Below are 14533 nucleotides of genomic sequence, written 5' to 3'. Positions count from 1 at the left end.
TGTTTAGCAAAGTCGCTAGACCTAGCGAATACGCCTAGCTTATTCAGTTTACCCTAACAAGAGAAAAAGCTCAGGGAAACTTAAAGTTACCATTAACGACAAATTTCTTATTTTGAGAGGGTATCTAAATTGTCGAAAGACTTCACCAAATCATCCAGCGCTTTAATTTGCTTAAGGAAAGGTTCTAGTTTCGATAAAGGCAAGGCACTTGGCCCATCACACAAAGCATGATCAGGATCAGGATGAGCCTCTAGAAACAGCCCCGCTAAACCCGTCGCCATGCCTGCCTTAGCCAAGTCTCCAACCTGTTCTCGACGCCCGCCCGAAGCCGAACCTAAAGGATCACGACACTGTAAGGCATGAGTCACATCCAAAATAACGGGTGCGCCACGACTCACTTGCTTCATGATGCCAAACCCCAGCGTATCGACGACTAAATTGTCATAACCAAAGTTACTGCCCCGCTCACACAATATCACCTGATTATTGCCACATTCGGCAAATTTATCGACAATATTTCCCATCTGTGATGGGCTCAAAAATTGCGGTTTTTTAACGTTAATCACCGCCCCCGTGCGAGCCATCGCTTCCACTAAATCTGTTTGACGGGCCAAGAATGCCGGTAATTGAATCACGTCAGCGACCGCCGCCACAGGAGCCGCTTGCGCCACTTCGTGAACATCGGTGATCACTGGAATAGCAAACTGCTGTTTGATCTCTTCGAGTAAACGTAAACCTTGCTCCATTCCAGGGCCACGATAAGAATGAATAGAAGAGCGGTTCGCTTTATCAAATGAAGCTTTAAATACATAAGGAATACCAAGCTTGTCGGTTACTTCCACAAAATGCTCGGCGATGCGCATCGCCAATTCACGAGATTCTAGTACATTCATCCCAGCGAATAAGGTAAAGGGTGCATCGTTGGCGACTTTAATTTCGCCAATATTAATCGTTTGTTGCTGCATGCTATTCCTCTTAATGCAAAATTGCAGGCTGAGCGTCCATCGTGTTGATCTGCATCTTCAGTATCTTCGATAAGGGATCATCGGGACATTGCTCAATAAAATATTCAAAATCGTTAATTGCAACACTATTGCAATCCAATTGTTGGTAAATAAAACCGCGATCACGCATTTCGTGAGGATCACCAGGTTTTAAACGCAGCAAAACCTGAGAGGTCCGTAAGGCCATCTCAAATAGTTCTTCCCGTAAACAAGCCGCCTTCAGCTCAGCTAACCAGCGTAGCGTCATCTCTGCCGAAGAGAGTGGTTGCAGGTTTTCCTTGATTAAACTGGCCAAATTGCCCTTGTAACCACGGTGCATCACCGCTAACTGCGCCAAGCTTTTGGATTCTCCAGCAAAGGCATCAAAATATACCCCCTGCCCTTCAATGTTAAAGGCTAATATCGTTTGCGCAGGAAATACAATAGCCTGACATTCTAGCTCTAATTTACGAGCAAAATAATGAAATAACACGGACAAAGTCGTGCCATTTCCACTGCGCCGCTCTAGCACATCATGAATCAACAAATTGTTACTATGATAGTAACTTTGCCAATCACCACTAAAGCCTAAGTCTTGGTAGAACAGTTGCTTTAGTTGTTCAAAACGCGGAGCGGTGCCCTGCGCAACAGGGTTGACCTTAAGCCAATCTAACCACAGTCGATGCAAACTCTTGCGGACCTCCCCAAAAGATTGCCCAGCGATTTCTTCTTCAATACCTAAAATGCGAAAAATCACTCAATCCCTATCCTTTAGCTAATTGTTCAGTCACCCAACTGACGATGTTATGACCCGTCCAACTAAACGAGATAACAACCGCCACTGACTCTATCCATGCCACCATAGTCTTGCGCGGTAAATACTTGTACAAAACCTTCAGCAGTTAATCGTTGCTGAATGGCTTCTTTTTGATCGAAACCATGCTCTAACAGCAGCCACCCACCCGGCTTTAAATAAGCCTGAGCAGAACTAATGATATGCTGAATATCAGCCAAACCTCGAAGCTCAGCAGTAAGCGCAGAGCTTGGTTCAAAACGCACATCGCCTTGCTGTAAATGTGGATCTTGCGGATCAATATAGGGTGGATTACTCACAATTAAATTAAAGCGTTGCCCCTCAAACGGACCAAACCAAGAACCCTGCCTTATATCAACCCGTTCTAAATCTAAACCTTGAGCATTCTCACGCGCTAGTTCAACCGCATCTAAACGCACATCACAAGCATATACTTTGGCCAAGGGCAACTCACTGGCAATTGCTAAAGCGATCGCCCCCGTGCCTGTACCAAGGTCAACTATTTCTGTATCGGCTTGGTTAGTGACTTTCTTTAGGCTTAGTTCAACTAAAACTTCAGTGTCGGGACGTGGAATGAGCGTCGCCGCTGATACTTTTAAAGGTAAGGACCAAAATTCACGTAAACCAGTAATATAAGCCACTGGTTGTCCCCCTTGGCGCTTAAATACCCAATGTTGATAATCATCCCATTGAGCTTGCGTTAAGTGACGCTCAGGCCAAGTCATCAGGTATGCTGGTTCACATTGCAATACATATTGTAATAATACTCGAGCATCAATCTGCGGAGACTCACCACTAAATAGAGTCTGCTTCGCCCAATTTAAAGCCTCCGCGATGCTTGGTGGCTTAGGCGTCATTATCTGCCAAGGCCGCGAGTTGGTCTGCCTGAAATTCTTGTAAAATAGGGTCGAGTAAGGCTAATAAATCCCCTTCCATAATATCGTTTAAGCGATATAAAGTAAGGTTAATACGATGGTCACTCACGCGACCTTGTGGATAGTTATAGGTGCGGATCCGCTCGCTCCGATCGCCACTGGCAACCAACTCACGACGCATACTGGTTTCTTCTGCACGACGTTTATCATCTTCTGCAGCCTGTAAACGAGCCGACAATACTGACATCGCTTTGGCCCGGTTCTTATGCTGAGAACGCTCTTCCTGACATTCCACCACCACTCCACTGGGGATATGGGTAATACGAATCGCAGAGTCAGTCTTGTTCACGTGCTGCCCCCCCGCGCCAGAAGCTCGGAAGGTATCGATCCGTAAATCACCGGGATTAATTTCGATTTGTTCGGCTTCAGGGATCTCCGGCATCACTGCGACGGTACAAGCAGAGGTGTGGATCCGGCCTTGTGACTCAGTTTCAGGCACCCGTTGCACCCGGTGTCCGCCAGACTCGAATTTCATTAAACCATATACATCTTCACCGTCGATCTTTGCAATCAGCTCTTTATAACCGCCTTGCTCACTGTCGTTGCTTGATACAATCGACATCCGCCAGCCCTGATTTTCAGAAAACTTACTGTACATACGGAACAAATTGCCAGCAAAAATAGCCGCTTCATCACCACCCGCGCCAGCTCGGATCTCTAAAAATACGCTTCGTGAATCATTGGGATCCCGCGGCAACAATAATAACTGTAATTCGTCGGTTAAACGCGCCATCTCTTGCTTGGCATCGGCGATTTCTAACTCAGCCATTTCTCGCATTTCAGGATCGTCATCGTTCAACATTTCGTTGGCAGAATCAAAATTCTCTTGTGCCTGTTGGTAAGTGGTAAAACAGTTCACCACCTCTTCTAGCTGAGAGTATTCTTTGTTAAGGGCTCTAAAACGGTTCTGATCAGAAATAACTTCTAGCTCACCGAGCAATACTTGAACTTCTTGATACCGCTCTTGTAGGGTCTCAAGCTTAGATATAATGGACGCTTTCATGCTTTCTCTCTATAAATACAATACTTCGCCAACCATGATTAGCAACGAAGCATCGACAATAATCAGGTTATTTAGTTAGGCCTACGGCCTCTCGTATCACAGCCAATTCATCAAAGCGGCCATCACGTCCCGCCTTATTAATCGCCTCTGTTGGGGCGTGAATAAGCTTGTTAGTTAATTGGAAAGCTGTTTCACGGATCACTATTGCCGGATCTTTGCCATTGGCTAAAGACTCCAGTGCTTTTTCTACCGCAGCGTCGCGGACCCGCTCACTATGACTTCGATAATCACGAATGGTGGTTACCGATTCCAATGACCGTAACCAGCCCATAAATGTTTCGCTATGAGTCTCAACAATAAATTCAGCCTGTTCTGCTGCCTGAGCGCGTGATGCCATATTCTGCTCAACGATGCCTTCCAAATCATCAACACTATACAAATAGGCATCGCGTAACTCACCGACTTGCTCTTCAATATCTCGCGGGATCGCAATATCGACTAAAAACATCGGTTGATAACGACGTTTCTTCAAAGCACTCTCCACCATGCCTTTACCAATAATCGGTAAAGGACTCGCTGTAGAACTAATCACAATGTCAAAGTCAGCCAAGTGCAAAGGGATGTCATTTAAGGTTATCGCATCGGCTGAAAATCGCTCAGCTAACAATTTAGCGCGTGACACCGTTCGGTTTGCCACCATCAAATGCGTCACCCCTTTATCCACCAAGTGCTTTGCCACCAGTTCGATGGTTTCGCCCGCACCAACCAACAACACTTTAGATTCACTTAAATCATCAAAGATTTGCTTGGCTAAACTGACTGCAGCAAAGGCCACCGAGACTGCGTTCACGCCAATATCGGTATTGGTTCTAACCTCTTTCGCCACCGAAAATGCACGCTGAAAGCAGCGCTCTAATACACTGCCGACGGCACCGGCTTCACGTGATTCATTGTAGGCTTGTTTAATTTGCCCAAGAATTTGCGGTTCACCTAAAATCAGCGAATCTAAACCACTGGCAACTCGCATTAAATGAGCGACTGCCTGCTGATGCTGATGCTGATAGAAGCAAGAGATAATTTCTTGTTCGGGCAACTGTTTATAAGAAATTAACCAATTAATGACATCGGTACTATCAACTTCTCCTAAATGACAATAGAGTTCAGTACGATTGCAGGTTGATACGATCACCATTTCAACACCAAGCTCTGCAACTGCTTTACTCAAGGCTTGGTTGACTTGCTCTGGGCTAAACGCGACAAGTTCACGCAAACCAATGGGAGCAGATTTATGATTGATTCCTAAGACTAACAAGGTCATCGCTGTGGGGCTTTGTTGCGCCGTATCCTATGGGTAAAAAGAGAAATTGTACGGGAATAAGGGGCTAAATAAAAGAAACTCCATCGCAAAGCGCCGCCAGTTAGACTATTTTTATCGAGCTTTTACAACACATCTTTGCTTTTAGGTAATTTACAGTCACCTATGCAAACTTTTATACTGCAAAAAAAGACCGGAGCTATTGTGCGCCAATTTGCCTTATTTATCGTACTCGCGGTGTCACTCAGCGCCTGTACCATCCAGCCCCCAATTACAACTAAAAATAGTGAGTGGGACCAACATCTCAGCCAACTCCAGCAACTTACAGCTTGGCAGCTCAGTGGCAAGATCGCCTTTATTGGCGAAACTTCGCGCCAAGCAGCAAATTTGTCTTGGCAACAGGATGGCGAGCAAAGCATTCTCAAACTCAATGGCCCTTTGGGAACCCAAGCCATCGAGTTACATTATCAGCCACACAAGGTGTGGGTAAAAACCAAAAACCAAGAGTATTTCGGTGACAATGCGCAACAACTAATCATGCAGCTAACCGGTTGGCAAGTCCCCATCGCCCAATTACCGAATTGGTTACTCGGGATCCCGACTCAAAATGATTATCAATTAAATCCGCAGCATCGTTTAGCCGCGTTCACGACAGCCGATAACTGGCAGGTGAATTACCTCAATTATGCTCAGTACGGACAGCTTGCTTTACCGCGCCAACTGGAAATTCGCTCAAAAAGCACTCTATTGAAACTCAATATTCATCAATGGCAAATACATGACTAAACAAATAAACAGTGGCCCATGGCTCTCTCCCGCTAAACTCAATTTATTTTTATATGTAAATGGGCGTCTTCCTAACGGTTACCATGAACTTCAAACCCTGTTTCAATTCATTGACTATTGCGACCAACTGTATTTTGTTGCGAATCCACACGGCAGCATCTCACTAACCAGCAAACTAGACTTCCCCGCCGATGACAATCTCGTCGTCAAAGCAGCCCGGCTACTTCAGCAACATTGTCAGATCACCCAAGGGGTCGACATCACTTTAGACAAGCATTTACCGATGGGTGGTGGCATTGGCGGTGGTTCCTCCAATGCTGCGACCACACTATTGGTATTAAATGAACTGTGGGGGTGTCAACTTGCTATTGAAGACTTAGCTCAACTCGGTTTGCAACTGGGCGCCGATGTGCCTATTTTTATTCATGGGCATAGTGCCTTTGCAGAAGGGGTTGGCGAAAAACTGCAAAACGTCGAAATTTCAGAGCCTTGGTATCTAGTGCTGCACCCTCAGGTGCATGTGGCGACAGAAAGTGTATTTGGCCATCCAGACTTACCCAGAAATACGCCCAAAAGAAGTTGGCAACAATTATCCAACGCAGATTGGCAAAATGATTGCCAAGAAATTGTGGCTAAAGTTTATCCGGAGGTTGCACAAGCTCTTCGCTGGTTGGTAGAATACGCGCCGTCGAAGATGACCGGAACGGGTAGTTGCGTTTTTGCCGCCTTCGACACGGAACATGAAGCCTTGTCAGTTTTGGCGAAATGTCCTAAGAATATTTCTGGCTTTGTGTGTAAGGCCTGTAATCAATCGCCGCTTCATCAGCAATTGAATCACAAAACAACACTCAACAACACAGTAGATACTTAAGGAACCGTCTTCTTAGGTATTAAACAACGTAACGCTCTTTTGACCCGATAAATCTGAGGTTTCCATCGTGCCAGACATGAAACTCTTCGCCGGTAACGCCACGCCCGAACTTGCCCAACGTATTGCTGATCGCCTATATACCACTCTTGGTGATATATCAGTAGGTCGATTCAGTGATGGCGAGATTAGTGTACAAATCAATGAAAATGTTCGTGGTGGAGACATCTTTGTTATCCAATCCACTTGTGCTCCAACCAACGACAACGTAATGGAGCTGATCGTGATGGTTGACGCTCTACGTCGCGCCTCTGCGGGTCGTATTACTGCGGTAATCCCCTACTTTGGTTACGCTCGTCAAGACCGTCGCCCACGCAGCGCACGGGTGCCAATTACAGCCAAAGTTGTGGCTGATTTTCTATCAAGTGTCGGCGTTGACCGAGTTCTAACCGTTGATCTTCACGCAGAACAAATTCAAGGCTTCTTCGACGTACCTGTCGACAATGCCTTTGGTAGCCCTGTGCTATTGCAAGACATGTTAGATAGAAACCTCGAGTCACCGGTTGTGGTATCACCCGATATCGGTGGCGTCGTCCGCGCCCGCGCCGTCGCGAAAATGCTTAATGACAGTGATTTAGCAATCATCGACAAACGTCGTCCGCGTGCAAATGTTGCTCAAGTCATGAACATTATTGGTGATGTCGATGGCCGTGATTGCATCATGGTTGATGATATGATCGATACTGGCGGTACGCTTTGCCAAGCAGCTGCAGCACTCAAAGCCAAAGGTGCTAAGCGGGTATTTGCCTATGCGACTCATCCAGTATTCTCGGGTAATGCCGCGAAAAACATTACCGATTCTGCACTCGATGAAGTCATTATTACTGACTCTATCCCATTAACAGATGAAATGCGTAATTTGGAAAAAGTACGTCAATTATCTTTAGCGCCAATGCTCGCAGAAGCGATTCGACGCGTCAGCAATGAAGAATCCATTTCTGCAATGTTCTGATAACAAGCATATTAAAATATGATCTTGTAGTTGGCTCCATTAAATTAAATGTTTGACTTAATGGCCCCAATACGCAAAAAGCGAACCGCATGGTTCGCTTTTTTTATTTACGAGATTTATCTATATCGCTTTGGGACAGAGACTTGTTATACCAATTGCGCTAAATATCTGATCTAATAGTTTATCGCTCATTCAAGTACTTATCCGCATACATACACATGATGAACTGAAACGACTCTTTAAAAAAAACCTCAGATCCTAGATTAAAAATTCGCTTAATGGCTATCTACCACTTTAAGCGTGGCTACAACCGCACACAGATAGCGGAAGTGCTTGGGGTAGCCACAGGGCGGGAGCATACTTTGATGGATTTATAACCCAAAGAAGACTCGTGCCCGATAATCGTCGCTCCATCCCGCTTTCTTCAACTTCACTTTGTGGATAAGACTATGTAAGACTATGGACATCCATGATAAGAAACATGGAGACAGCAACACCAATTGTTAAAGTAATTCCACTGCTATTATTAATTGTCATGCCGATTAACGGCTAAATTTACCGTTTTAGTGAGTTCCCTTTGTTCACTGAGCTGATAACAAACTTCTCCCCGCAACTTACCCAACCAATACCACCTATAAGAGGCCAGCTCTCTAAACCAAGTATTACGGTATCCCGATCCGTCACTATCAGCGGTGTACACATTGGCTAGCTCGGATAGGAACTGATGATGATTAGTAATCGTTGAACTCGAAGGTGCGTTCATACAAGGTAATGGAGCGGCCTTTTATTGAGATAGATTCACGCAAGGTCATCACGCGTCATTGCTCACGCACATCAGTCCAATCTACTAGCACCACAGGCATGGGATTAGCCCCGCAAACCTGCCGAGCATGCCATTGGTATATGGCTAAACATTCACGATTTAGAGGGTGATTACCGAGCAAGCGGTCCATACGTTTAATGCAGTGTTTAGGTTCGGTTTGTGCTATTACGCCCGAGTTCAGTGAGAGACAATTTGTCGCAATCCAAGAGTGATGTAGGGGCAACCATCAGAGAGTTAAGGTGTTTTTTGTGAATATAAGGGCACAGCCCAATAAGCATTTAGTGTAGAATTTCAATTTCGCACATCCCGAAAGCCTCCGCGCAGGATTTGATAAAAAGGTTTTTGGCGAAATCAATTAGCTTAAACAACGGGGGCACGTCTACTTATATGAATTTCCAAGGGATTATCTAGATTGCGGTGTTAGGTGAATACAGAGAATTATCGAATGGAATTAAAGTGTCACTGTGGGAACGTTAGTTTAACATTAAGTTCGCTCCCTAAAGAAGTTGGCGAGTGTAACTGTTCTATTTGTCGTCGTTATGCTACGGCTTGGGCGTACTTTTCTCCAGAGCAAATTCAAATCAATATGAATGAGAAAACTGCTTTTTATTGTTGGGGAGACAAAGAAGTAGAGTTTCATCGTTGCAACTCATGTGGCTGCCTGACGCATTACGTAACAACGCAGAAATGCTCCGAAAATATCTTGGCGGTCAATATGAGAATGGCTGAAAATGAAGTACTTTCAAATATTCCAGTTCGCAAGATCGATGGTGCATCATACTAACTCACCATACAAGGCGTTTAAAAAGAGCATGAAAAGAGCATAGACATCCATGATAAAAACTACAGGGACAGTAACAGTATTAGTGAAGTGAACACAACTGCAATCATTTAGTCCTCTGGCGTTAATCATGCTGATTGGTGGCTAAATTCACACTAGGAGGCTCAGTTTCGTGATTTCTGGGCCAATGTGCGTCTCAGCAAGGCAAGGTATCCCCCCATACAAGGCTGATGATTGAGGGTGGTTCGAAAGTAAGCTCGCGCTTAAGCGCGGTTTAGCAAACGTTTGCTGCAACTTAAACCGGCCGTTCGTTGATGCCCCATATGCTGATGATATTCTCTAAGCAAGCGCTCTTGACCGACTGCGCCAGAAAAGTGCCGTTCAAACTCACCGCTTAAAGTCAGCCACTGTGCTTCATTTATCCCTAAGCGTTGGATGATGGAACTTTCTCCACTGTCGATGTAACCCCGTTTATCTTCTCTTACCATGCGTCCGGTCATATCGACTAACTCAAGGTAGTCTTTCAGCTCAAAGGGTAAGCCTTGGGGCATCGGCTCTCTTGGGTTACCCACAAAGGGAAACAGGTTTGTTGCCTGGGCTTGTTTTAGCTGAGCTGCTTTTGCTCGTCGCTGTACGCTGGTATGGGCCGAGTCCTCTGGTGTACTTGCCATCTTGGCTCTGATGGGGTTTAAGTCTACGTAAGCCATACACGCCATGAGGGCGGCTTCATCCAAAAGCGCTTGGGATTTAAAGCGTCCTTCCCAAAATCGACCGGTACATTGGTCTTCTTGATTGGCGGCTCGCGCAATGTGTTCGTTTAAATGGCGCATAAACCAGCTTAAGTCATACAGGCGAGTCCGATACACTTCGGCGGTGGCGCGAATGGCTTGTAGTTGCACCTCACTCAACTGCGGACGTAACTCAAGGTTGAGATACATCTGAGTCAGTAAGGTGCCCTGATGCAAGCTATGCCAGCGTTCTAACACTTCATCCATTGACCAGGCTTCTGCTTGTTGCGGATTAACATGTAGCACGAGGTGGGTATGATTACTCATGACAGCATAAGCACAAACATCAATGGCGAACACTGACGCTAATTTGAGTAAATAAGAGCCTGTAAATTAAATTGTGTAATTGCTTATAATTAGGCCTGAACAGGCTAAGGATAAGCAACATGGATAAGAAAGCTCTCGAAGCATTTGCTCGTGAAGCCGCTAAGTCAATCAAGACCCCTTCAGATCTAGATGACTTTCGTAAAATGTTAACCAAGGTGACTGTTGAGACAGCGTTAAATGCTGAGCTTGATGACCACCTCGGTTATCAGAAACACGCTGAAAAGCCCGATAAGAATAGTCGTAATGGTTATTCATCCAAGACCTTGATCACCGACGATGGTGAGATTGAACTGGATGTACCTCGAGACCGAGATGCCTCGTTTGAACCGAAGCTTGTTCGTAAGCATCAAACTCGATTTCAATCGATGGATGACAAGATATTAAGCCTTTACGCCAAAGGCATGACAACTCGTGAAATCGTCGCTACGTTCAAAGAAATGTACGATGCTGATGTCTCTGCAAGCCTCATATCTAAAGTTACCGACTCAGTTCTAGAGCAGGTTGTTGAATGGCAATCACGGCCACTGGATGTAGTCTATCCCATCGTCTACCTTGATTGCATCGTGGTGAAAATCCGCCAAAACAAACAGGTCGTCAATAAGGCGATTTACTTGGCTCTGGGCGTAAATATCGAAGGTCAGAAAGAACTTTTGGGGATGTGGATATCTGAAACGGAAGGTGCGAAGTTCTGGCTCAGCGTTCTCACTGAACTCCAGACTCGAGGTATCAACGACATTCTTATCGCTTGTGTTGATGGCTTGAAGGGCTTTCCAGATGCTATTAACGCCGTATTCCCAAAAACCCAAATACAGCTCTGTATCGTCCACATGGTGCGCAATTCAATGAAGTATGTCCCTTGGAAAGACTACAAGGCTGTAACGGCAGATCTCAAAGGTATTTACCAGTCGAATACCGAGGAAGAAGCGCTTCTGGCCCTCGAACAATTTGGTGACCAGTGGGATGATAAATACCCACAGATAAGCCGCTCTTGGACAGCGCATTGGGATAATTTAAATACATTGTTCAGCTACCCTCAGGACATTCGTAAAGCCATTTACACGACGAATGCGATAGAGTCCTTGAACAGTGTGATACGCAAAGCGACAAAGAAGCGTAAGCTATTCCCCACGGATGAATCAGCGAGGAAAGTTGTCTATCTTGCAATTATGGATGCATCGAAACGCTGGTCGATGCCAATAAGAAACTGGCGACAGGCTCTCAATCGCTTTATGATTATGTTTGAAGACCGACTTACTGATTACTTGTAACCCAAAGCAGTTACACAGAATTATTTACAGGGTCGTAAATAATCCTCGACCCACTGGCGGCGGTGCTCATAGCTTTTACCACTTACCTTGTCTTCGCCACACAGAAACGCCCGTCGAACACAACGCGAAACACAATGATAGTAGAGTGTATCCGATAAGCTCACCTGCGAGCGTCTTGGCCGAGGCATAATAATAACTCCCCAAATAAACCACTATTGACATTTTAGACTATTAAAAGCGTTTCGTTAGTTGGGGTGGGTGTCTTCTTTCTCATTCCTCTTTGCTTTTAGTTTGGGTGTCTTGTTTTCTGTATGTCTCTCTTTCTCATTCCTCTTTGCTTTTAGTTTGGGTGTCTTGTTTTCTGTATGCCTTGTTTTCTGTATGTCTTGTTTTCTGTATTTCTTGTTTTCTGTATTTCTTGTTTTCTGTATTGCTTTCTCTCGCTCAAGATAGTCGATGAGTTTTTTGATTTCGCATATTCATCCCAAAGCACAACACTATGTGGCTATTCATGGTGATAAATCGTTAGTAAAATAACGTTCTGAAATTTAAGGATCCGTAAAAACACCATGATTATTATAAGAAATTACCAGAAAAAAGATGCATCAGAAACGTGGAAACTGAAGTATCACACGATCCGAAATATAAACATCAATGATTATTCTCTAGAGCAGGTAACTGCCTGGGCTCCTGATAACTTAGACATGATTGTTTGGCAAAAGCGAGTGGATGATATGAATCCTTTTGTCGCAGAACTAAATGGGAAAATAGTCGGTTTCGCAGACTTGCAACAGGATGGATATATTGATCATTTTTTCTGTCATGCAGGATATCAAGGTATCGGCGTGGGTAGATTATTAATGGAGTGCTTATTTGCTAAAGGGCGCTCGGAAGGTATAAAGCGTTACTACTCACAGGTGAGTAAAACAGCCCGACCATTTTATGAACACTTTGGCTTCTGTGTCGTAAAAAAACAGAAAGTAGACATTAATGGACAGTTGTTAACTAACTTTGTAATGGAAAAGATTAACTAAAAGGTTACCGCATGCATTTTATCTACATTGGCGTGCAAGTTATCGCAATTGATTTTTGAGTATGCCATGAACGTTGTCCTAAAGCTTTCATTGATAGCACCACTGAAAAGTAATGCTATTGCTTTTTGGGATACTAAAAAGCAGAAGGACAGATTTCATACAAGCAGCCAAACTCGTTTTGTACAAATACGTATTAGCTGAGTATCACTTTGAGACCTAAGACGTAGAGCTAATCAAGTGTACAAAGCGTCATTTTGAGCTTATCAGTCACAATTTTAATTAAATACTAGTATCTAGAACTTTGAGTGTTCTTCAACCCTCTCACAAACTTAGTATAAAAATAAGGTGTTTTGAACGCCTGACACCGCCTAGAGTGAACTCACAAACTTAATTCAATGGATACCGTAACAGATTTACCGTGCTTTTTTATTGGCTTTCAAAAAAGCTCAATGGTAGAATGCCGCGCCTTTTGAATTGAAGTAATGACGTATGATGCATTCATTCAATGAGGTACTGGTTAGGGTTTGGTCGCGAAACCTTAGCCTCATTTATTTATTTGGAGAAACACAATGTCTAATATCAAACTTGACGCTGAACTGCGTACTGACTTGGGGAAAGGTGCGAGCCGCCGCCTACGTCACGCAGATAAAGTTCCAGCTATCGTATACGGTGCAGGCCAAGAGCCTGTTTCAATTACGCTTGAGCAGCGCCACGTAATGAAAGCTCAAGAAGCGGAAGCTTTTTACTCAAGCATCATTACTGTAAACGTTGCTGGCACTGCCGTAGACGTGCTAGTAAAAGACATGCAGCGTCATGCTTACAAACCACGTATTCAACACATCGACTTCCAACGTGTTGATAATAGCCACACCATTACTAAATCAGTACCACTGCACTTCTTAAACGAAGATTCAGCAGAAGCAGTGAAAAATGGCGGTAAAGTACACCACCTATCAACTGAGATCGAAGTAAGCTGTTTGGCTAAAGATCTACCTGAATACATTGAAGTAGACATCGCGAACCTAGAGTTAGGCGCTTCTATTCATGTTTCAGAAATCGCTCTTCCTGAAGGCGTCGTTTCTGTTGTTCTTGGTAAAGGTGAAAACCACGACCAAGCAGTAGTTTCTATCACAATGCCTAAAGGTATCTCTGAAGACGCTGCTGATTCTGAAGAAGCAGCTACTGAAGAATAGTGATAAACGAAATTCGTTTACTCGTGGGCCTGGGTAATCCAGGCCCCGAATATGCCGCGACCCGCCATAACGCTGGTGCATGGTTAGTCTCTCAACTAGCCAACAATCATCACATCCAATTAAAACCAGACAGTAAACACTTCGGATTGACCGGCCGTATTCAGTTGGCAGACCAAGAACTCCGTTTATTGATCCCCACAACGTTTATGAATCTCAGCGGTAAAGCCGTTGCATCCTTAGCTAAATTTTATCGTATCGAGCTTGAGCAAATCATGGTTGCTCACGATGAGCTTGATTTACCCCCTGGTGTCGCTCGCTTTAAAAAAGGTGGCGGACATGGCGGACATAACGGTCTGCGCGATATCATCAGTAAATTTGGCAATAACAAGGATTTTTATCGTTTACGGATAGGAATTGGACACCCGGGTCATAAAGACCGCGTTTCAGGCTACGTTTTAGGAAAAGCTCCTAAAAGCGACCAACAACAGATTGATGATGCAATTGATGAAGCGGTGCGCAGTACCGATATTTTGCTTAAAGATGGTTTAAGCAAAGCAATGAATCGATTACATAGTTACAAAGCGGGCTAAGCCCCTAGACAAT

The 14533-nt window shown here is 44.5% G+C and carries 15 protein-coding genes and 2 pseudogenes; 9 read left to right on the top strand and 8 right to left on the bottom strand.

Translation table 11 applies throughout. The features are described 5' to 3' along the window. Positions 1-107: 107 nt before the first annotated feature. The 5 genes from kdsA to hemA form a co-directional block, all read right to left on the bottom strand. Positions 108-965 carry a 3-deoxy-8-phosphooctulonate synthase gene (kdsA, locus tag ACRRS1_RS08040; RefSeq protein WP_432459072.1) on the bottom strand — a complete coding sequence of 286 codons (858 nt, stop codon included), beginning with the start codon at positions 963-965 and terminating at the stop codon, positions 108-110. Between the two features lie 10 nt (positions 966-975). Next, positions 976-1740, bottom strand: coding sequence for a SirB1 family protein (locus ACRRS1_RS08035; RefSeq protein WP_432459071.1), 765 nt, complete (start codon positions 1738-1740; stop codon positions 976-978). 62 nt (positions 1741-1802) lie between these two features. Beyond that, positions 1803-2654, bottom strand: a complete 852-nt coding sequence (prmC, locus tag ACRRS1_RS08030; RefSeq protein WP_432459070.1) for a peptide chain release factor N(5)-glutamine methyltransferase — start codon at positions 2652-2654, stop codon at positions 1803-1805. Then, positions 2644-3735: a peptide chain release factor 1 gene (gene prfA / locus ACRRS1_RS08025; RefSeq protein WP_432453691.1), complete on the bottom strand. Its 1092-nt coding sequence runs from the start codon at positions 3733-3735 to the stop codon at positions 2644-2646. Before prfA ends, prmC begins: the two co-directional genes overlap by 11 nt. Before the next feature lie 67 nt (positions 3736-3802). Further along, complete coding sequence (hemA, locus tag ACRRS1_RS08020; RefSeq protein WP_432453692.1) at positions 3803-5053, bottom strand: glutamyl-tRNA reductase; 1251 nt, start codon at positions 5051-5053, stop codon at positions 3803-3805. Positions 5054-5215: 162 nt separating this feature from the next. Between hemA and lolB the strand changes: the two genes are divergently transcribed. The 4 genes from lolB to ACRRS1_RS08000 all read left to right on the top strand — a co-directional run bounded on the left by lolB (position 5216) and on the right by ACRRS1_RS08000 (position 8093). Continuing rightward, positions 5216-5836: a lipoprotein insertase outer membrane protein LolB gene (gene lolB / locus ACRRS1_RS08015; RefSeq protein WP_432453693.1), complete on the top strand. Its 621-nt coding sequence runs from the start codon at positions 5216-5218 to the stop codon at positions 5834-5836. Further along, positions 5829-6707: a 4-(cytidine 5'-diphospho)-2-C-methyl-D-erythritol kinase gene (ispE, locus tag ACRRS1_RS08010; protein WP_432459068.1), complete on the top strand. Its 879-nt coding sequence runs from the start codon at positions 5829-5831 to the stop codon at positions 6705-6707. Before lolB ends, ispE begins: the two co-directional genes overlap by 8 nt. Positions 6708-6774: 67 nt before the next feature. Continuing rightward, positions 6775-7716: a ribose-phosphate pyrophosphokinase gene (locus ACRRS1_RS08005; RefSeq protein WP_432453695.1), complete on the top strand. Its 942-nt coding sequence runs from the start codon at positions 6775-6777 to the stop codon at positions 7714-7716. Positions 7717-7994: 278 nt separating this feature from the next. Further along, on the top strand, positions 7995-8093 hold the full coding sequence (locus tag ACRRS1_RS08000; protein WP_439036007.1) for a hypothetical protein: 99 nt from the start codon (positions 7995-7997) through the stop codon (positions 8091-8093). A 200-nt stretch (positions 8094-8293) separates the two neighbouring features. Here the strand turns inward: ACRRS1_RS08000 and ACRRS1_RS07995 are convergent. After that, positions 8294-8817, bottom strand: a pseudogene (locus ACRRS1_RS07995) (IS4 family transposase); the annotation flags it as partial. A 167-nt stretch (positions 8818-8984) separates the two neighbouring features. On the opposite strand from ACRRS1_RS07995, the gene ACRRS1_RS07990 reads away from it, so the two are divergent. Then, positions 8985-9323: a GFA family protein gene (locus ACRRS1_RS07990; protein ID WP_432468050.1), complete on the top strand. Its 339-nt coding sequence runs from the start codon at positions 8985-8987 to the stop codon at positions 9321-9323. Between the two features lie 260 nt (positions 9324-9583). On the opposite strand, the gene ACRRS1_RS07985 is transcribed toward ACRRS1_RS07990, so the two are convergent. Beyond that, positions 9584-10375 carry a transposase gene (locus ACRRS1_RS07985; protein ID WP_432468051.1) on the bottom strand — a complete coding sequence of 264 codons (792 nt, stop codon included), beginning with the start codon at positions 10373-10375 and terminating at the stop codon, positions 9584-9586. Between the two features lie 119 nt (positions 10376-10494). Between ACRRS1_RS07985 and ACRRS1_RS07980 the strand changes: the two genes are divergently transcribed. Continuing rightward, a complete protein-coding gene (locus ACRRS1_RS07980; RefSeq protein WP_432467449.1) occupies positions 10495-11703 on the top strand; it encodes an IS256 family transposase in 1209 nt (402 codons plus the stop codon). 35 nt (positions 11704-11738) lie between these two features. On the opposite strand, the pseudogene ACRRS1_RS07975 reads toward ACRRS1_RS07980, so the two are convergent. After that, positions 11739-11891, bottom strand: a pseudogene (locus ACRRS1_RS07975) (transposase); the annotation flags it as partial. 381 nt (positions 11892-12272) lie between these two features. Between ACRRS1_RS07975 and ACRRS1_RS07970 the strand changes: the two are divergent. The 3 genes from ACRRS1_RS07970 (at position 12273) to pth (ending at position 14520) form a co-directional block, all read left to right on the top strand. Beyond that, entirely contained in the window at positions 12273-12737 is a 465-nt protein-coding gene (locus ACRRS1_RS07970; RefSeq protein ID WP_432468052.1) for a GNAT family N-acetyltransferase, read from the top strand. A 569-nt stretch (positions 12738-13306) separates the two neighbouring features. Then, positions 13307-13930, top strand: a complete 624-nt coding sequence (locus tag ACRRS1_RS07965; protein WP_432453700.1) for a 50S ribosomal protein L25/general stress protein Ctc — start codon at positions 13307-13309, stop codon at positions 13928-13930. Further along, positions 13930-14520, top strand: a complete 591-nt coding sequence (gene pth, locus ACRRS1_RS07960; protein WP_432453701.1) for an aminoacyl-tRNA hydrolase — start codon at positions 13930-13932, stop codon at positions 14518-14520. Before ACRRS1_RS07965 ends, pth begins: the two co-directional genes overlap by 1 nt. Positions 14521-14533 lie beyond the last annotated feature (13 nt).

The sequence above is a fragment of the Agarivorans sp. Z349TD_8 genome, assembly GCF_050870825.2.
Taxonomy (GTDB): domain Bacteria; phylum Pseudomonadota; class Gammaproteobacteria; order Enterobacterales; family Celerinatantimonadaceae; genus Agarivorans.
This window is presented reverse-complemented; position numbering and strand designations above follow the sequence as displayed.

Excerpts from the sequence above, each read along its gene's own strand:
- prmC (WP_432459070.1), bottom strand. The coding sequence starts at position 2,654 with ATGACGCCTAAGCCACCAAGCATCGCGGAGGCTTTAAATTGGGCGAAG.
- ACRRS1_RS08000 (WP_439036007.1), top strand. The coding sequence starts at position 7,995 with ATGGCTATCTACCACTTTAAGCGTGGCTACAACCGCACACAGATAGCG.
- ACRRS1_RS07985 (WP_432468051.1), bottom strand. The coding sequence starts at position 10,375 with ATGAGTAATCATACCCACCTCGTGCTACATGTTAATCCGCAACAAGCA.
- ACRRS1_RS07965 (WP_432453700.1), top strand. The coding sequence starts at position 13,307 with ATGTCTAATATCAAACTTGACGCTGAACTGCGTACTGACTTGGGGAAA.
- ACRRS1_RS07970 (WP_432468052.1), top strand. The coding sequence starts at position 12,273 with ATGATTATTATAAGAAATTACCAGAAAAAAGATGCATCAGAAACGTGG.
- ispE (WP_432459068.1), top strand. The coding sequence starts at position 5,829 with ATGACTAAACAAATAAACAGTGGCCCATGGCTCTCTCCCGCTAAACTC.
- prfA (WP_432453691.1), bottom strand. The coding sequence starts at position 3,735 with ATGAAAGCGTCCATTATATCTAAGCTTGAGACCCTACAAGAGCGGTAT.
- lolB (WP_432453693.1), top strand. The coding sequence starts at position 5,216 with ATGCAAACTTTTATACTGCAAAAAAAGACCGGAGCTATTGTGCGCCAA.
- hemA (WP_432453692.1), bottom strand. The coding sequence starts at position 5,053 with ATGACCTTGTTAGTCTTAGGAATCAATCATAAATCTGCTCCCATTGGT.
- ACRRS1_RS07990 (WP_432468050.1), top strand. The coding sequence starts at position 8,985 with ATGGAATTAAAGTGTCACTGTGGGAACGTTAGTTTAACATTAAGTTCG.
- ACRRS1_RS07980 (WP_432467449.1), top strand. The coding sequence starts at position 10,495 with ATGGATAAGAAAGCTCTCGAAGCATTTGCTCGTGAAGCCGCTAAGTCA.
- kdsA (WP_432459072.1), bottom strand. The coding sequence starts at position 965 with ATGCAGCAACAAACGATTAATATTGGCGAAATTAAAGTCGCCAACGAT.